Annotated in this window: 13 protein-coding genes; 10 read left to right on the forward strand and 3 right to left on the reverse strand. The window is 54.8% G+C overall.

Annotation, left to right across the window (positions count from 1 at the left end; translation table 11 throughout):
* Nucleotides 1–138 precede the first annotated feature (138 nt).
* The gene (locus ACR0QW_RS02700) at nucleotides 139–1,380 is read right to left on the reverse strand and encodes an aminopeptidase (RefSeq protein WP_432642193.1); all 1,242 of its coding nucleotides are present in this window, start codon (nucleotides 1,378–1,380) and stop codon (nucleotides 139–141) included.
* Nucleotides 1,381–1,560: 180 nt separating this feature from the next.
* Here ACR0QW_RS02700 and ACR0QW_RS02705 point away from each other — a divergent pair, with 180 nt between their 5' ends.
* Both ACR0QW_RS02705 and ACR0QW_RS02710 read left to right on the forward strand, forming a co-directional pair.
* A complete protein-coding gene (locus ACR0QW_RS02705) occupies nucleotides 1,561–2,817 on the forward strand; it encodes an SLC13 family permease (RefSeq protein WP_432642194.1) in 1,257 nt (418 codons plus the stop codon).
* Between the two features lie 15 nt (nucleotides 2,818–2,832).
* Nucleotides 2,833–3,873, forward strand: coding sequence for a lactonase family protein (locus ACR0QW_RS02710; RefSeq protein ID WP_432642195.1), 1,041 nt, complete (start codon nucleotides 2,833–2,835; stop codon nucleotides 3,871–3,873).
* Here ACR0QW_RS02710 and ACR0QW_RS02715 read toward each other — a convergent pair.
* A complete protein-coding gene (locus ACR0QW_RS02715; protein WP_432642196.1) occupies nucleotides 3,868–4,731 on the reverse strand; it encodes a LysR family transcriptional regulator in 864 nt (287 codons plus the stop codon). The genes ACR0QW_RS02710 and ACR0QW_RS02715 overlap by 6 nt on opposite strands.
* A 133-nt stretch (nucleotides 4,732–4,864) precedes the next feature.
* On the opposite strand from ACR0QW_RS02715, the gene ACR0QW_RS02720 reads away from it, so the two are divergent.
* The 5 genes from ACR0QW_RS02720 to ACR0QW_RS02740 all read left to right on the forward strand — a co-directional run bounded on the left by ACR0QW_RS02720 (nucleotide 4,865) and on the right by ACR0QW_RS02740 (nucleotide 13,579).
* Nucleotides 4,865–5,989, forward strand: a complete 1,125-nt coding sequence (locus tag ACR0QW_RS02720; RefSeq protein ID WP_432642197.1) for a 2-methylaconitate cis-trans isomerase PrpF family protein — start codon at nucleotides 4,865–4,867, stop codon at nucleotides 5,987–5,989.
* A 19-nt stretch (nucleotides 5,990–6,008) separates the two neighbouring features.
* Nucleotides 6,009–8,291 (forward strand): hydratase, encoded by a 2,283-nt coding sequence (locus ACR0QW_RS02725; protein ID WP_432642198.1) that lies wholly within the window; start codon nucleotides 6,009–6,011, stop codon nucleotides 8,289–8,291.
* A 10-nt stretch (nucleotides 8,292–8,301) separates the two neighbouring features.
* Nucleotides 8,302–9,723, forward strand: coding sequence for an MmgE/PrpD family protein (locus tag ACR0QW_RS02730; RefSeq protein WP_432642199.1), 1,422 nt, complete (start codon nucleotides 8,302–8,304; stop codon nucleotides 9,721–9,723).
* Between the two features lie 149 nt (nucleotides 9,724–9,872).
* Complete coding sequence (locus ACR0QW_RS02735; RefSeq protein WP_432642200.1) at nucleotides 9,873–11,075, forward strand: isocitrate/isopropylmalate family dehydrogenase; 1,203 nt, start codon at nucleotides 9,873–9,875, stop codon at nucleotides 11,073–11,075.
* 203 nt (nucleotides 11,076–11,278) lie between these two features.
* Entirely contained in the window at nucleotides 11,279–13,579 is a 2,301-nt protein-coding gene (locus ACR0QW_RS02740) for a hydratase (protein ID WP_432642201.1), read from the forward strand.
* Nucleotides 13,580–13,703: 124 nt separating this feature from the next.
* Here ACR0QW_RS02740 and ACR0QW_RS02745 read toward each other — a convergent pair whose 3' ends face one another.
* Nucleotides 13,704–14,636 carry a LysR family transcriptional regulator gene (locus ACR0QW_RS02745; RefSeq protein ID WP_432642202.1) on the reverse strand — a complete coding sequence of 311 codons (933 nt, stop codon included), beginning with the start codon at nucleotides 14,634–14,636 and terminating at the stop codon, nucleotides 13,704–13,706.
* A gap of 331 nt (nucleotides 14,637–14,967) precedes the next feature.
* On the opposite strand from ACR0QW_RS02745, the gene ACR0QW_RS02750 reads away from it, so the two are divergent.
* The 3 genes from ACR0QW_RS02750 to ACR0QW_RS02760 are packed head-to-tail and all read left to right on the forward strand — an operon-like array spanning nucleotide 14,968 to nucleotide 17,622.
* Nucleotides 14,968–15,279: a hypothetical protein gene (locus ACR0QW_RS02750; protein ID WP_432642203.1), complete on the forward strand. Its 312-nt coding sequence runs from the start codon at nucleotides 14,968–14,970 to the stop codon at nucleotides 15,277–15,279.
* Nucleotides 15,273–17,129: a V-type ATP synthase subunit I gene (locus tag ACR0QW_RS02755; protein ID WP_432642204.1), complete on the forward strand. Its 1,857-nt coding sequence runs from the start codon at nucleotides 15,273–15,275 to the stop codon at nucleotides 17,127–17,129. The genes ACR0QW_RS02750 and ACR0QW_RS02755 overlap by 7 nt, the downstream gene beginning before the upstream one ends.
* A 16-nt stretch (nucleotides 17,130–17,145) precedes the next feature.
* Complete coding sequence (locus ACR0QW_RS02760) at nucleotides 17,146–17,622, forward strand: V-type ATP synthase subunit K (protein ID WP_012937581.1); 477 nt, start codon at nucleotides 17,146–17,148, stop codon at nucleotides 17,620–17,622.
* The last annotated feature ends 12 nt before the right edge of the window (nucleotides 17,623–17,634 follow it).

Consider the following 17,634-nt stretch of genomic DNA (forward strand, 5'->3'; position numbering starts at 1 on the left):
AAAATAAGCCCCTCGAGTGAGGGGCTGCCAGGAAATGTAGTGCGGTTGGTAGCCTTTAAATCTAGGGCCTTAAGGCCGAGGCAGGTAACGCGGCTTATAGCCGCAGAGCAAACTACCCGTTATACGGGTAGTTTTGATTCACGCCCAATCTCCGTTTATGAACACAGGGACTCTTGTCCCATCTTTCTTTATTCCGGTGATGTTCAGATCCGGACTGCCTACCATGAAATCCACGTGGATCATGGAATCGTTGAGACCGGCTTTTTTCAGTTCTTCATCACTGAGTTCCGGACCGTTTTCCAGGCAGGTGGGGTAGGAATCCCCCAGAGCCAGGTGGCAGGCGGCATTCTCGTCGAACAGGGTTTCGTAGAAAATCTGACTGGTCAGGGAAATGGGGGAATGGTAGGGTACCAGAGCCACTTCGCCCAGGCGGCAGGCTCCCTCGTCCATCTGGATCAGGTCTTTGAGGACAGCCTCGCCTTTTGCCGCCTGTACAGCTATTACCCTTCCGCTTTTGAAAGTGAGCTGGAAATCTTTGATCAGGTTTCCGTTGTAGACCAGGGGTTTGGTACTCCGGACTACGCCGTCTACCCGGTCTGCCTGGGGAGCGGAATACACTTCTTCCGTGGGGATATTGGCATTGAAAAGGAATCCGCGGGTGGTGCTTTCGGCGCCGCCCTGCCAGAGGTGATGCTCCGGCAGGCCTACGGTGAGCTTCGTCCCTTTGGGGCTGGTATATTCCAGGGCAGTGAACTGCTGGGAGGTCAGCCACTGCCGCCGCTGCTTCAGATTTTCCAGATGCTGGTCCCAATCGGCCAGGGGATTTGTACCCAGACAGTGGGAAACGTCCAGGATCTGGAGCCATAGTTTGTCCAGCCCTTCCTGTTCCGGCAGCTCCGGATAGAGCAGTTTCGCCCACACAGGGCTGGGTACGGCAGCCACCAGCCAGTTGGTGCGGGAAGCCATCATGCCATCAGAATACTCCTTCACGGCCTGGTGGAAAGCTTTCTGCCAGGCGAAGATCTTCTTCCGGTCGATGTCCTGCATGCTGTAGGGGTCGGCGGAGATCAGGCTCAGGAAGGCAGCGCCTTTCCGATAATAATACAGGTTGAATTCGCTGCGCCACTGGGGTACAGTTTCGAATTTGTCCTGGGTTTCATATTGGTAACGCAGCCGGGTGGTGGCGTTGCAGTACCAGTTGAACACCACCTGGGCGGCTCCGCCTCTATACGCTTCTTCCGCCAGCAAAGAGGCGAACGGGCTGGCTTCCACCGACGCATTGATCACCAGGATCTGGCCTTTCTGCAGGTTGATGCCTTTTTTCAGCAACACTCGGGCATACAGGGGAAGCTGGCGGGCAAGGGTTTCTTGTATGGTCATGGGAATCTCTCCTTTGAATTGCATTTGTTTCCATTATACAGGAAATCCTTCCAGGTGGAAACGCAGCAATTCCCCTGGGGAATGCATTTGGCTTCTTATTCGTCATTTTTCAGAATATATTCTGTTCTCTATAATGGAGTCAGAAATAGATTCGGAATTATCTGAAAGGAGAGATGCATTATGTCCATGTCGTTTGTTGCATTGCTGTTCTTGTTTGGAGCCATCGCATTGGGTTTCGTAAAGAAATCCAATGTGGGGCTCATCAGTCTGGGTGCGGTTCTGCTCCTGGGGAAAATGGGGAATCTGCCCTTGAAAAAGATGTACGCAGGATTTCCGGGGAAACTGTTCCTGACCTTATTGGGAACCATGTTCTTTTTTGCACTGCTCCAGGAGAATGGGACTCTGGATAAGGCATCTAAGAAGCTGACCCGGCTCTGCGGCACGAAAGTGTTCCTGGTTCCCATCGTAGTCTATGTGGTAAGTTTTGTCCTGAGCGCTATCGGACCCGGGGCCATTAGTGTGCAGACGGTCATGGTGCTGTTCGCTGTTCCTCTGGCTTTCCACCTGGATGCCAGCCCCATCCTTCTGGGAGCCATGGCCATTTTGGGCGCCGTAGGAGGTACGGCGTCACCCATTGCCTTGACAGGAATTATCGTGGGTGATCTGTTGGGACAGATGCGGCTGGCCATGCCCGGCATGGCAATCTTTGCCGGGGTAACAGTGGCCAATGCCCTGTGCGCCCTGGTGGTTTATATAGTATTCAAAGGTTGGAAACTGCGGGGACAGCCAGTCCAGGCAGCGGAAGACCCCATCCGGTTCGATTCCAGCCAAAAGCTGAGCCTGCTGCTGATTGTGGCTCTGTTTGTTTCCGTAGTAGGTTTTTCCCAGGATGTAGGTTTCGTATGCTTCACTCTGGCCTTTATCCTGCTGTTTACCGGAAAGGTAGATGAAAAGAAGGCTGTGAAGAGCTTGCCCTGGAATACATTGATTCTGATCTGTGGCATCAGTGTACTGATGAACGCCGTGAAGCTGTTGGGCGGTATTGATCTGCTGGCCCGGGGCCTGGCCTTTTTTATGAGTCCGGCTACAGCACCGGCCTTGATGGGTTTTACCGGCGGCATCATGAGCTGGTTCTCCAGTGCCAACGGCGTAGTATTTCCCACACTGATTCCTACGGTGCCCCAGGTGGCAGTCAATGTGGGAGGTACTTCTCAGCTCCAGATGGTGGCGGCCATTGTGTGTTCGGCTACAGTGGCGGGAATCAGCCCCATGTCCACTGGGGGTTCCCTGGTCATGGCCAGCTGTTCTCAGGAAAAGAAAGGGAAGCAGACGGACAGCGATTCGTCCTTGTTTGCCAAATTGTTCGGGGTCTCGGCTCTGTGTGTAGCCATCATCTTTGTATTCACCCTGGTGGGCGGACTCAGCTTTTTACATTAATCTGGGAGGGATAATATGTTTGCATATGTAGGGTCCAGAACGACAAAAGAAAGAAAAGCCATCGGTCGGGGCATTACGGTGTACCAACTGCAGAAAGGTGTATGGAAGGAAGTCCAGGTGGTTTCGTGCGGGGAAAATCCGTCCTACCTTTGTTTTAATGAAGCCCAGAATCGGCTCTATGCGGTCCACGGGGATTTCAGCACCGTGACGGCATTTGCGGTGGCGGAAAACGGCATGCTGCGGGAAATGAACAGTGCATCCACTTATGGCACAAATCCAGTGCATCTTGTGATAAGCCCCAACGGACGGAACCTGTATGTGGGCAATTTGGAAACAGGTTGTATTACCCGGCTGGCATTGGAAACAGACGGCCGCCTGGGCCCTGTACAGCAGGTGGTGTTCGTACCCGGGCAGGAAGCCCACGGGTATATTTCCCATCCTCATCAAGTTTGTCTCCATCCCGATGGAAAATGGCTTTTGGTACCCTGTCAGGGCAGGGACCATGGCATCGGCAAGGTGGAGGTATATGCCATTGATCCGGTGGATAACGCTCTGGAAGAAGCATTTGTGTGGACAGCCCGGAAAGGGGCAGAACCCCGCCATGTGGCTATCCATCCCAATGGGAAATGGGTGTACCTGGTGAATGAAAAGGACAGTACGGCTATTTTCTTCCATTTTGATGAAGCAACGGGACAGCTGGAACCTCAGCAAATCCTCTCTACGCTGCCCGAGGATTATTTCGGACCGGGCTGGGCCAGCGGTATGGTTATGGGCCCGGAGGGAAAATGTGTTTATGTTTCCAATCGGACCCAGGATACGGTGACGATATTTGCTATTGATCCGGTGACCGGCCGGCTGAGTTATCGGCAAAACATCTCCACGGAAGGGAAACAACCCCGGTTCATCGATGTGGAACCGGGGGGCGGGACTCTGGTTGCTGCCAACGAATTGAGCCATACGCTGACTCGGTTTACCGTCCAGGCAGATGGCAGTTTAATCCAGGAACCTGAGCAAATCCGGGAGAATTCGCCTGTGTGCGTGGTGTGGAAGCTATAAAGAATTTGCCTTTTCCAGCCTCTCCAGAAAAATCCTTACCTGTGGCAGATGGGCGTATTCTTCCTGGTAGAACACAAAGGTGGAACGGGTGAAGGGGGTCCCATCCCGGAAGGTCAGAGGCTTTTTCACCAGGTCTTCCCTGCCTTTCAGGCAGATCTCCGGCAGCACGGACCAGCCGATGCAGCTGGTAATCATGGACAGGCAGGTGGCAATGTCGTTCACCTGGATGGAAGAAGGGGAGTCAGTGATGTGCTGCTCCAGCTTCCAGCGCTGGATCCGGGCCATAAAGGGTTTGTCCGAGGTCCGGTGGATGTAGGGCAGTCGGGAAAAGGGGATTCCTTCGTTGTCCCGGCTGGTGACTGCATAGACTTTTTCTTTGGAAAGGAGTCGGCTCTGGCCGGACCAGGGAAAATGGCCCCGGAGTACAGCCATGGAAAGTTTTCCTTCCTGGAGTCGGGTGAACAGGTCCAGGCTCTGGCCGGTGGTGACGGAAATCTGCACCTCCGGATAATCGGTCATATACTGCTTCAGCAGGTCTGGCAGGGTATAGCGGGCGTAATTTACTGATACTCCCAGCTTCAGATGGCCGGCAATGTGGCCCTGGGCATACTGGGACAGGCTTTTCAGCCGCTGCAGAGTGGTCTGGAGCTGTCCCATTTCCACTGCAATGGCATCAGCGGAAGGCGCCGGGATCAGCCCTTTCACTGAGCGCAGGAAGAGCGGCGCTCCCAGTTCTTCCTCCAGTTTGTGCAGCCGTTTTGTGATGGCACTCTGGGTCATGTACAGGGTCTGGGCTGTTTTTGTTACATTCTTCGTTTCCATCAGGGTCTGGAAAATCTGGATATCCCGTTCATCCACGGCAGTCCCATCCTTTCTATTCTAAATAGGAATGACTTATTACCATATTCTATCATTTTTCATAATAACTGAGAAGCGTTATACTGGAACCATCAAAAGAGAAACGGATGGAAGTTTAAAGGAGGCAATCAGAATGAACCAGAAACAACGGAAATTTCCCTGTGTGTATATGCGCGGCGGCACCAGCAAGGCGGTGTTCTTCCATAAGGAAGATCTGCCGGCGGACGAAAAGGAATGGAAAGATATTTTCCTGAAGGTCATGGGGACCCCGGATGTGAAACAGATCGACGGCATGGGTGGGACTGTCAGTTCTACGTCCAAGGTGGCGGTAATCAGCAAGTCCGACCGCCCCGGCATCGATGTGGATTATCATTTCTTTCAGGTAGATATCGTGATCCCCCGGGTGGATGATTCCGCCAACTGCGGAAACATTTCCTCCGCTGTGGGCCCTTATGCCATCGACGAAGGTCTGGTAAAGCCGATGGAGGGCATTACGAAAGTGCGTGTCTACAACGTGAACACCAGGAAGGTCATCGAGGAACATGTGCGGGTGCAGGACGGCATGGCCTGTGTCAACGGGGATGCCAGCATCCAGGGCGTACCGGGAACCGGTTCCCGCATTGATATGTACTTCGAAGATCCGGCCGGTGCTAAGACCGGCAAACTGTTCCCTACCGGACTGAAGAAAGAAACCATCGATGTACCGGGGTACGGCAAAGCGGAAGTCACCATGATCGACTGTTCCAATCCTGTGGTGTTCATCAAAGCTTCCGACCTGGGCATTACGGGGACGGAACTGACCGAACTGAACCAGAACAGGGATGTGATGGAACACATCGAGCGGATCCGGGGCATCACTGCCCAGAAATTCGGCTTTGTGGATGACTTCATGAAGGCTCGGACGGAATCTACCTCCGCACCTAAGGTGGCCATCATCAGTCCGGCTCAGGACTATAAGAACATGGATGGAAAAATCGTAAAGCAAGAGGATATGGACCTGTGCGTCCGGGCCGTTTCCGTAGGCTCTCTGCACAAGGCCTATCCCATGACGGTGGCTGTGGCTACCGGCGCTGCGGCCAAAATTCCTGGTACCATCGTCAGTGATATCATCGGGCAGCATGACAGCGACTGTGTCCGGCTGGGCCATTCCAGCGGGGTCACTGATGTGATGATGAAGCTGGACGGTGAAAAAGTCCTCCAGGGAGGTGTGGTACGGACAGCCCGGCGCATTATGGACGGTTACGTATACATTCGATAAAAGCAGAGGAGATTGAATCATGATTGAATGTTTTGCAGAGGGATATTATTTGGCAAATGGCAACCCTGTACCGGTCAAGGATCATCCGGAACTGGATGCGGCAGAAGGCAGGAAGCATACCATTGCCTATCAGATCATCGAAAATCACAACACCAGCGGCGATCCGGCCAATCTGCAGCTGAAATTCGATGCCATCGGTGTCTATGACAACACCTATGTGGGCATCATGCAGACAGCCTGCGCTTCCGGGCTGAAGAAATTTCCGGTGCCCACCGTATTCACCAACTGTCATAACTGCCTGTGCGCCGTAGGCGGCACCATCAACTCCGACGTGCACAAATATGCGGAGACCATCTGCAAAAAATATGGCGGCATCTTTGTGCCGCCCCATGAAGCTGTCATCCATTCTTACATGCGGGAAATGATCGTGAAGGGCGGCAGCATGGCCATCGTGTCCGACTCCCACACCCGGTACGGCAGCCAGGGCTGCCTGGCTATCGGCGAAGGGGGCCCGGAAGTGGCCAAAGCCATGCTGGGTAAGACTTACGAACTGAAATATCCGGAAGTAACAGGTGTGTATCTGACAGGCTCCATCAAACCCTGGGTGGGTCCCATGGACGTGGCCCTGACTCTGATCGGTGCTACCTTCAAGAACGGTTTCGTGAAGAATCGGATCCTGGAGTTCTTTGGGCCCGGCATCGCCTCTCTGTCCATGGATACCCGGAATGGCATCGATACCATGACCACGGAATCCGCCTGTCTGACCTCCATCTGGGAAACCGATGACAAGGTGCGGGAAGACTACAGAATCCATGGACGGGAGCAGGATTACAAGCATCTGGTACCGGGGGACAGGGCCTATTACGACCGTCTGATCCATATCGATCTGGATACGGTGGAACCCATGATTGCTCTTCCTTACCATCCGTCCAACGCATTCCCCCTGAGGGACGTGATTGCCAATCCGGAAAAATATATGGAATATGTGGAAGACAATGCCAGAACTGTCTTCGAGAATAATCCGGACATCCATCCGGATATGCTGAGCAAGATCCAGAAGAACGGCCGCATCCTGGTGGATCAGGCTGCCATCGCCGGCTGCGCGGCTGGTTCCTTCGAAAACATCGCCTATGTGGATCAGGTGGCCAAAGCTGAGAACCGGGGCCTGGGCATGTTCCCCCTAAATATCTACCCTGCTTCCCAGCCAGTGCTCACCGAACTGAACAAGGATGGCATCGTCAATGACCTGATGACCGAAGGGGTACGGGTGAAGACTGCTTTCTGCGGACCCTGTTTCGGGGCCAGCGACTGTCCGGAAAACAATGCCTTTGTACTGCGCCATTCCACCCGGAACTATCCCAACCGGGAAGGGTCCAAACCCAATATGGGCCAGGTGGCTTCCGCAGCCCTGATGGATTCCAAGAGCATTGCGGCTACGGCTTTTCACGGCGGGTACCTGACTTCCGCCGAGGAAATCAAGGATGTATTCAAACCGGCGGATATTCCAGCGTTCACTTTCAACAGGAAAATCTATGACAACGTGGTCTACAACGGTTTCGGCAAACCCCAGCCGGATACAGAAATCGTCTATGGGCCCTTTATCAAAGACTGGCCGGCCATGGGACAACTGACCGACAACCTGCTGCTCCAGGTGGCTTCCGTCATCCGGGACGAGGTGACTACCACCGACGAACTGATCCCTTCCGGGGAAACGGCTTCCTATCGGTCTAATCCCTACAAGATCTCCGAATTCACCCTGTTGCGGAAGGATCCGCAATACGTGGGACGTGCCAAAGCGGCCCAGGTCTGTGAAAAGGCCCGCCTGGCCGGTGACCGGAAGATGGCAGCGGAATTCTATGCTCCTTTGAAGAATGTGGGCGTCGATGTAGACAGAGAGCTGGACACTCTGCTCGCTACCACTGGCCTCGGCTCTGTGCTGTACGCCAAACGGCCGGGGGATGGTTCTGCCCGTGAATATGCGGCTTCCTGCCAGAAAGTGCTGGGCGGCCTGGCCAACATCTGCATCGAATATGCTACCAAACGGTATCGCAGCAACTGTGTGAACTGGGGCATGCTGCCCTTCACCAACCCGGACGATCATATCGACCTGAAAGTGGGCGAATGGGTATGGCTGCCGAATATCCGTGAAATCGTTGCTGAAAACAAAGGCGGCATCGATGCTGTGGTAATCGGCACCGATGGCAGTACCCGGACTCTGCATCTGGATCTGAAGATCCTGAATGACACAGAACGGAAGACCCTGCTGGCCGGTTCCATGATCAACCTGTTCAAAGAAAGCTGAGGCACGGAAAATGGAACAAATGGTGCAGGAGGCACCTCTGGGAAAGCTGGCTGCTTTTGCGGCCAGCCTTTCTTGGGATACGCTCCCTGAAGCGGTCCAACAGGCGGCAGTCTATCGGACTCTTGATCTGATCAGTGCAGCTGTGGGGGCTGTAGGTGACTCTCTGGTAGAAAACATGAAACAGGCCCTCCGGGACCTGGACCCGGAAGAACGGCGTACGGGGGTGGCTCTTTTCGGACAGCCCCTGGAGAAAAAATGGTCTGTGACCGATGCGGCGATGCTGGATGCTATGCTGGCCCACACCCTGGAACTGGATGATGTGCATCCCGGGTCCAAGACCCACATCTCCTCCAGCATGATCCCGGCAGCCTGGTGCCTGGGGCATGCGCTGGGAAGCAGCGGGAAGGAATTCTTGACAGCCCTGGTGGCCGGGTATGAAGTGGCTCACCGGGTGGGTATGGCCTTCGGCGTGGCGGCCCATCGGAAACGGGGCTGGCATGCTACGGCCACATGTGGCACCTTTGGGGTGGCGGCGGCCTGTGCCCATCTACTGGGACTTGATGAAGAAACCACAGCTTCGGCCCTGAGTCTGGCCGGCTCTCAGACTACCGGGGTGTGGGCGTTCCTGAGAGATGGTACTAACTCAAAGGTGTTGAATCCGGGGCAGGCAGCTATGACAGGCCTGCGCTGTACTTATTTGGCGAAATGGGGGATGCGGGGGCCGGTCCATGTACTGGAAACGGAAGATGGGGGACTGCTTCGGGCCATGAGTGACGGCGGCCACCTGGAAAAATTGACGGAAGGCCTGGGAATCCGCTGGGAAATCCTGAACATGGATATGAAACCGTATCCCTGCTGCCGCAGTGCCCATGCAGGCATCGACGGGGCCCTGTCTCTGCGCAATGCCATTTTGGGTGCAGGGATCATGTCTCTGGAAAATGCGAAGCAGCAGATTGTGGATCAGGTGGTGGGCCTGGAGGCGGAAACCTACAAAATTGGGTATCAGCAATGTGCGGTCAGTGCCGGGTGCCTGCATCCCCAGAATCCTCTGGATGCCAGGTTCTCCCTGCCCTTTACCCTGGCGGGAGCTTTGCTGTATGGCAAGGTGGACCAGAGCCTGTTTACTCTGGAAACGGTGACAGATCCGGCTGTCCAGACCCTGCTGGGGAGGATACGGGTGCGGGAGGCGGCTGATCTGACGGCGGCCTATCCGGGGCACTGGAGCTGCCGGGTGAAGGTACATCTGAAGGATGGACGGGTCCTGGAGCAGTTCGTCGAAGACCCCACCGGCTCCTGCCGGAAATCCTTCAGCCAGGAAGCGGCGCTGCAGAAGGCGGAGGGGCTGCTGGCCAATGTGTATTCTCAACAGGCTGCCAGGGTGGCATGGAGACTGCTGGCCCTGTCGGAAGCAGAAAAGCTGCCGGAGGTATAGGGCATGTGCTCCCATAGAATCTTTCCAATAATCCTCATGGGAGTACAAGTATTGGAAATCGTCTGAACAATCGGATAGACTGGAACCATGGAAAGCAACAGGAACATAGGCACGGCACAGACCGGCTTGAGAGAAAAGGAGACTGCATCATGGAACTGATGAACCAGAAGGAATATGACGAACAGGCACAGGAAGAAGTGATCCGCAAAGCCATGGAACGCTTCGGCGCCCTGATCCGGGAGGACTTTCAACGGATCGAGACTATCAAGAATGCCCCGGCCCGGAAGGACTTCAAGAAATTGAGTCACATCACCGTGGGCATCCTGCCCGGGGACGGCATCGGCCCTTACATCATGGAACAGGCCCTGCGGGTGGGCAAGTACCTGCTGGCTGAAGAAATCGCTGAAGGCAAGGTGGAATTCCGGACCATCCCGGGTATGACCATCGAAGAGCGGGCCAAAAAAAATGAAAGTCTGCCGCCGGAAGTCCTGGAGGCCTGCAAAGCCTGCGATGTACTGGTGAAGGGACCCTTTGTAACGCCCCGGGCCGGCGATCCCTGGCCCAATATGGTCAGTGCCAACAGCCTGCTGCGCCGGGCCCTGCAGCTGTACGCCGCCGTACGGCCGGTGCGGATCCCTGAAAAGGGTATCGATTGGACCTTCTTTAGAGAAAACATCGAAGGGGAATACATCTGGGGCAACAAGGGCATCCAGGTGAATGATGATCTGGCTGTGGACTTCAAAGTGCTGACCCGCCCCGGTGCAGAACGGATCTGCCGGGCCGCTTTCGAATTTGCCAAAAACAACGGCAAGACCAATGTGACTGTGGTCACCAAGGCCAATATCGTGAAACTGGTGGATGGCAATTTCCTGAAAATGGCCCATGCGGTGGAAAAAGAATATCCGGGCATCACCGTCCGGGAAGAGCTGGTGGATTCCATGGCCGCCAAGATCACGGATCAGGAATTCACCAAAGGGATGCAGGTGTTCCTGCTGCCCAACCTTTACGGGGATATTGTCACTGACGTGGCGGCTGAATACCAGGGTGGCCTGGGCACGGCCAGCTCCTCCAATATCGGAGACCAGTACGCTCTGTTCGAAGCCATCCACGGGGTGGGGAACTTCCTGGTGCAGCATCACCGGGCCCAGTATGCTGATCCCTGCAGCCTGATCCGGGCCATGGGTGAAATGGTCAGCCATATCGGTTATGCCGGCAAAAAGGAAAAACTGGTGAAGGCCCTGGATATCTGCACCCGCACAGAAAAGAAAGTGGTCATCACCACGGACAAAGACGGCGCCACTGCAGAAGAATTCACCGATTACCTGCTGGATACACTGAAGGATATGGAATAATAGGAAAGCAGGAACTGCAGGAGGCGTTCCGCCTTCTGCATCCCCATAGAATCCATCCAATACCTTTTATGGGAACACAAGTATTGGGAATTGCCTGACAAATTTCTTATAATGGAACCACCGAAAGAGAGAATACAAGGAAAGCTTCGGCAAGAGCCCGGAGCCGTACGGGAAAATCAACTGTGAAAGAGAGAGGGAACACTATGATCGAACTGTACAAGAACGGAGGCTATCTGCTCCATGGAACCGAAATGATTCCGGAAGAGGAAGCAGCTGCCGTCGAACAAAAATTGGGCCGCAAGGTCTCTAAAGAAGAAGCAAAAAAAGGTACCATCGCCTATGGCATCCTGAAAAAACACAACTTGAACGATACCATGGATGATCTGAAAATCCGCTTCGATGATCTGACCAGCCATGACATTACCTATGTGGGCATCATCCAAACGGCCAAGGCTTCCGGCATGGATAAATTCCCCATGCCCTACATCCTGACTTGCTGTCACAATTCCCTGTGCGCTGTAGGCGGCACCATCAACGAGGATGACCATCTGTTCGGACTGAGCGCTGCCCAGAAATACGGCGGCATCTACGTACCGCCCCATGTGGCTGTCATCCATCAGTACATGCGTGAAATGTACGCCGGCTGCGGAAAGATGATCCTGGGTTCCGATTCCCATACCCGGTATGGCGCCCTGGGTACCATGGCCGTGGGCGAAGGCGGCGGCGAACTGGACAAGCAGATCCTGGGAGATACCTGGGATAACCCGTATCCTGGCGTGGTAGCCGTGTATCTGACCGGGGCTCCAAAACCCTGGGTAGGCCCCCATGATATTGCCATCGCCATCTGCGGTGCAGTGTATAAGAACGGCTATGTGAAGAATAAGGTCATGGAATTCGTAGGCCCCGGCGTAGCCAGCATGACCACTGACTACCGGAACGGCGTGGACGTGATGACCACGGAAACTACCTGTCTGTCTTCCATCTGGCGGACGGATGAGGATACCCGCAAGTTCCTGAAGGAGCACAACCGGGAAGCCGACTATAAAGAACTGAACCCGGCAGATGTGGCTTACTATGACGGAGTGGTGTCCATCGACCTGTCCACTGTCAAACCCATGATCGCACTGCCCTTCCATCCGTCCAACGCCTATGAAATCGACGAACTGAACGGGAACCTGGATGATATCCTGGCTGAAACAGAAAAGGCCGCTGCCAAAGTGGCTCAGGGCCGGGCTGCCTTTACCCTGCGTGACAAAATCACCAAAGACGGCAAACTGCAGGTGCAGCAGGGCGTCATCGGCGGTTGTGCCGGCGGGAACTACACCAACGTGGTGGAAGCTGCCAACCTGCTGAAAGGCAAGTTCATCGGCGCCGGAGAATTCACCCTGAATGTGTATCCTTCCTCCATGCCTGTGTACATGGACCTGATGCGCAAAGGCTGCCTGACCGAGCTGATGGCTTCCGGTGCCGTTGTGAAGACGGCCTTCTGCGGCCCGTGCTTCGGTGCCGGCGATACCCCTAACAACAATGGCCTGTCCATCCGTCACACCACCCGGAACTTCCCCAACCGGGAAGGCTCCAAACCGGGCCAGGGACAGATGGCCGCTGTAGCACTGATGGATGCCCGCAGCATTGCTGCCACGGCTGCCAACGGCGGAAAACTGACTTCTGCTGAAGAATATGCGGATGCTTTCGGCGATGTGCCGGAATACCACTTCGATGAAAGTCCATACAAAGCCCGTGTATACTATGGCTTCGGCAAAGCGGATACGGAAAAGCCGCTGATTTACGGACCCAACATCAAAGACTGGCCGACGCTGCCTCAGCTGGGTGAGAACATCCTGCTGAAAGTGTGCTCCAAGATCCTGGATCCGGTGACCACCACCGATGAACTGATCCCCTCTGGGGAAACGTCTTCTTATCGGTCCAATCCCCTGGGCCTGGCAGAATTCACCTTGAGCCGCCGGGATCCGGAATATGTGGGTCGTACAAAGGCCGTGAAAGAAGTGGAAGTGGCCCGGGAAGACGGCAGGGATGTAACGGCTGACGATGCCGATCTGAAGGCTGTGTTCGACGAACTGAAGAACCTGCCCGGCAATGCCAGCATGGCCAACACGGAAATCGGCTCCACCATCTACGCCAACAAACCTGGCGATGGTTCCGCACGGGAACAGGCTGCCAGCTGCCAGCGGGTCATCGGGGCCCTGGCCAATATCACCCAGGACTATGCCACCAAGCGGTATCGCAGCAATGTGATCAACTGGGGCATGCTGCCCTTCCACCTGAAAGGGGAACCCAAGGACTTTGAAGTGGGTGACTACATCTACGTTCCGGAAGTCCGGAAGGCCCTGGAAGGGGATATGCAGGACATCAAAGCCTATGTGGTGAAGACGGGTGCCGCCATCCCTCTGACACTGTATATCAAACCGCTGAATGAGGAAGAAAGAGCCATCATCAAGGCCGGATGCCTGATCAATTTCAACCGGGCCAAGAAAGGGCTGTAAACAGCGTACCTCCGGGGGAGAGCCGCCCTCTCGGCCCGACCCCGATTTTCCCAAACCATAGATTGAAACCAACACGGAAAAAGCCTTTGCATCGAAGTTCGGTGCAAAGGCTTTTTTCGTATGCCTATAACTGGACAGTGGTTTCTTTCTGAAAATATTCTTTCAGCAGATCCAGGAAATATCGCTCAGCCCTGTTCAGATAGGCTCCTTTTTTATAGATGGCATTGATTTCCCACTGGACGGGGGTGGTGGGGGAATAATCGTAGCAATATTTGTCGGCATCCGGGCCCAGGATCTTCCGGGCGCGGCGGGGCACCAGGGTGAAGCCCAGGCCACAGGCTCCCAGCTGGGCAGCGGTGGAACTGCTTTCCACTTCCATGAGGGTCTGGGGGGCGATGTCGTAGGTCCGGAAGATTTCCTGGACTTTCCAGTTGATGGAGTGGGCCTTCTTGATACCGATGAAGGGCATGTGGGCCAGCTTCTTCAGATCTACCAGCCGACGGCTCTTGTCCAGGAACATATCATCGGTGAAAGCATCCGGGGCGGCCACAAGCTGGATGGTTTCCATGTAAATCAGCTCTGAAGTCATGGAGACCGGGATTTCCCGGGCGTCCAGAGGGCAGATCAGGAACGTGACCCGGTTGTTTTGGAGCAGCTCCAGCAGTTTCCGGGTACCGGCTTCCTGGATGGCAAATTCGGAATCGGGGAATCTGGCCCGAAACCGGTTGATGATGGGCGGCAGCATGAATCCAGCACGTTCCGCCGGGATCCCCAGGCTGATCTGGGCGCCCCGGCCGTCTTTCAGATCAGCCAGCCGGTTCTTCAGTTCGGTCCGCTTCTGGAGGATCTCCCGGGCGACTTTCACATAGATCCGGCCGGCATCAGTGAGGGCCAGGGGCTGTTGGGACCGGTCGAACAGCTTCACACCCATCTCCTTTTCAATCTGGCCCAGGGCGTAGCTCAGGGAGGGCTGGGAAATATACAATTGTTTGGCGGCCTGAGTCACGTTTCGGCGATCGGCCACCGTGACCACATATTGCAATTCACGAAAATCCATGGAAGCCTCCTTTGCAGGTGACAGCAGGCTTGCGTCTTTGTCCTTAGCTACTAACCTCAGCCACTGATCACTAACCATTGAATAATTATTGTATCACAAAATGAAAAATAATTGTATAACAGAACAAAGTGTAAAAATATTGTAAAAAACAGTAAAATTAATGTTACAGGAACGGGTACAGTATAGTATAATGATTTTATGTAAGCATGCCAGCAGGATTTTTCATGCTCTTGTGGAATACTTACATTGTATCTGCGATTTCATTGATTTTGTAAATTTGCACAGGGAATCTTTTCCGAAAGGCCCTGGATGGGAAAAAGGTGGTGAGATCATGTCTATGCTGGAAGACATCAAAAATGCCGAGCAGAAGGCGGATGCTCTGAAGAAACAGGCTGCCCTGGATGCCCGGAACACGGTGCGGGATGCCCAGGCGGAAGCCCATCAGGAAGCGGAAGCCCTGATTGCGGAAGCCCGGAAACAGGCAGCTGCGGCTGTCGCCCAGGCGGAAGCCCAGGCCAGGAAGGAAGCTGACGCTCTGGTGGAAGCAAACCGGGCCAAGGATGGAGCCCGGGCGGATGCAGCCCGGAAGAATCTGGACCAGGCCGTGCAGTACATTATGAAGAAGGTCGTGATCGAATGTTAGTCCCAATGCAAAAACTAACGCTTTACGCCTTGAAAGCCGATCGCGATGCCCTGCTGCTGGCCCTGCAGAAAGACGGCAGCGTCATGCTGGAACCGGAAGAGGGGAGCAAGACCCTGCCCGGGGCCGAAGCCGTCAGTGCCCAACTGGATAAGACCGGTGCGGTACTCCAGTTCCTGGTACAGAACGGAGCTAAGAATTCCCTGTTTTCCCAGAAGGAACAGGTCTCCTATCCGGATTTCCTGAAGGAAACCGGAGAGGGGAAAAGACTGACGGAACAGCTGGACACTACTGCCGGCAAGATTGCTTCTCTGGAAAGCGAAGCGGCAGCCCTCCGGACCCAGGCCGAAAGCCTGGAACCCTGGCTACAGCTGGATATCCCGCTGGAACAGCTGAGTTTCACGGAAACCACTCACTGCCATGTGGGCTTCCTTCCGGAAAAAGAATTGCCGGCGTTCCAGGAGGGCATGCAGAATCTGCTGGCCGACTGGAAGACGTACGGGGACGGCCAGGATGGCCGAGCTCTGGTCATTTTGACCTATAATCGGGACGAAGAAGCTGTGAAGCACCTCCTGAAGGAACATGACTTCAGCGAGGCGGTGCTGCCCAAGCGCAGCGGGACGGCTGCCCAGGTGCAGCAGGAGCTTCTCCAGGAAGCCAAAGAACGGGAGAAAAAGATCATCCGCCTGCAGCAGGAAACCAGGGACATCCTGCCTCAGAAGCAGCAGGTGGAATTGTATTACGATCAGCTGAGCACCACCCATGAACGCCTCCAGAACGGGGGTGTGGAAACGGTGAGTGCCTTTAAGATCCAGGGCTGGGTGCGCAAAGACCGGGCCCGGCAGGTGGAAAAAGTCATCCGAAGCGTCACGGATGCCTATCAGCTCACTTTTACCGATCCGGCAGAAGGTGAAATCCCGCCTACCGTATTGGAAAACAGCAGACTGGTGGAACCTTACGAAAGTGTGGTAGAACTGTATTCCCTGCCCAAGGCAGGGTCCATAGACCCGGATCTGATCATGGCACCTTTCCACTTTATCTTCTTTGGGATGATGCTGTCCGATGCGGGTTATGGGCTGGTCCTGACGGTGATGCTTTATTTCGCACTGAAGAAATTCAAACCTGCAGGTTTTGCCCGGCAGCTGGCAATGGTCATCTTTTTTGGCAGTATCTCCACAGTACTGTGGGGAGCCATGTTCGGCGGCTGGTTCGGTCTGGAATGGAAACCGCTGCTGTTCGTACCCATGAAGGAACCTTTGAAGATGCTGGCTCTGTGCTTTGGTCTGGGAGCCATCCATCTGGTGGCCGGCATGCTGGTGAAAGTCTACATGCTGCTGCGGGATGGGGATGTGATGGGTGCGGTCTGTGACCAGATCAGCTGGCTCATAATGTTCCTGGGATTCTTCCTGATGGCTCTGGTGCCGGGGCCCATTGGCAAGTACCTGGCCTGGCTGGGTGCGGGCATCATCATCCTGTTCGGTGGAAGAGAAAAGAAGGGCATTGTCAGCCGTCTGCTGGGCGGCCTGCTCAGCCTGTACAACATCAGCGGCTACCTGAGTGATCTCCTGAGCTATTCCAGGATCTTCGCTCTTGGACTGGCCACCGGCGTCATCGCCATGGTCATCAATACCGTGGCTCAGATGCTGTGGAGTGCAGGTCCTGTGGGCATCGTGGCAGCCATCCTGGTACTGCTGGCCGGCCACTATTTCAACATTGTCATCAACGTGCTGGGTGCTTTCGTGCACAGCAGCCGTCTGCAGTACATCGAGTTCTTCGGCAAGTTCTATGAAGCCGGTGGCCGGGCATTCCTGCCCTTGGCACTCCGGACCAAGTATACGGATATAACGAAATAAGGGAGGAGAAATCATTATGATTACTTTAGGAACAGCTCTGGCATTTGGCGGTGCGGCAACGGCAGCAGCTCTGGCAGGGGTTGGCAGTGCCATCGGCGTTGGGATCGCCGGGCAGGCCGCTTCCGGTGTGGTCAGTGAAGATCCGGATAAATTCGGTAATGTACTGGTACTGCAGGCATTGCCCGGTACCCAGGGTATCTATGGCCTGCTGATTGCCTTCATCATCATCCTGAATCTGGGGGTCATTGACGGCAATGTGAAGGACCTGACTACCTTCCAGGGCCTGGCATACTTGTTCGCTGCTCTGCCCATGGGCATCGGCGGACTGCTGTCCGCCATTTATCAGGGCAAGGTGGCTGCCTCCGGTATTTACCTGACGGCCAAACGTCCGGAAGAAACCGGTAAGGGCATCATCCTGACGGCCATGGTCGAAACCTATGCCGTACTGAGCCTGTTGATTTCCTTCATCATGGTGAATGGGATTAAATTATAAGAAAGGGTGATT

The organism is Acidaminococcus sp. (assembly GCF_050873445.1).
In the GTDB taxonomy this organism is placed as follows: domain Bacteria; phylum Bacillota; class Negativicutes; order Acidaminococcales; family Acidaminococcaceae; genus Acidaminococcus.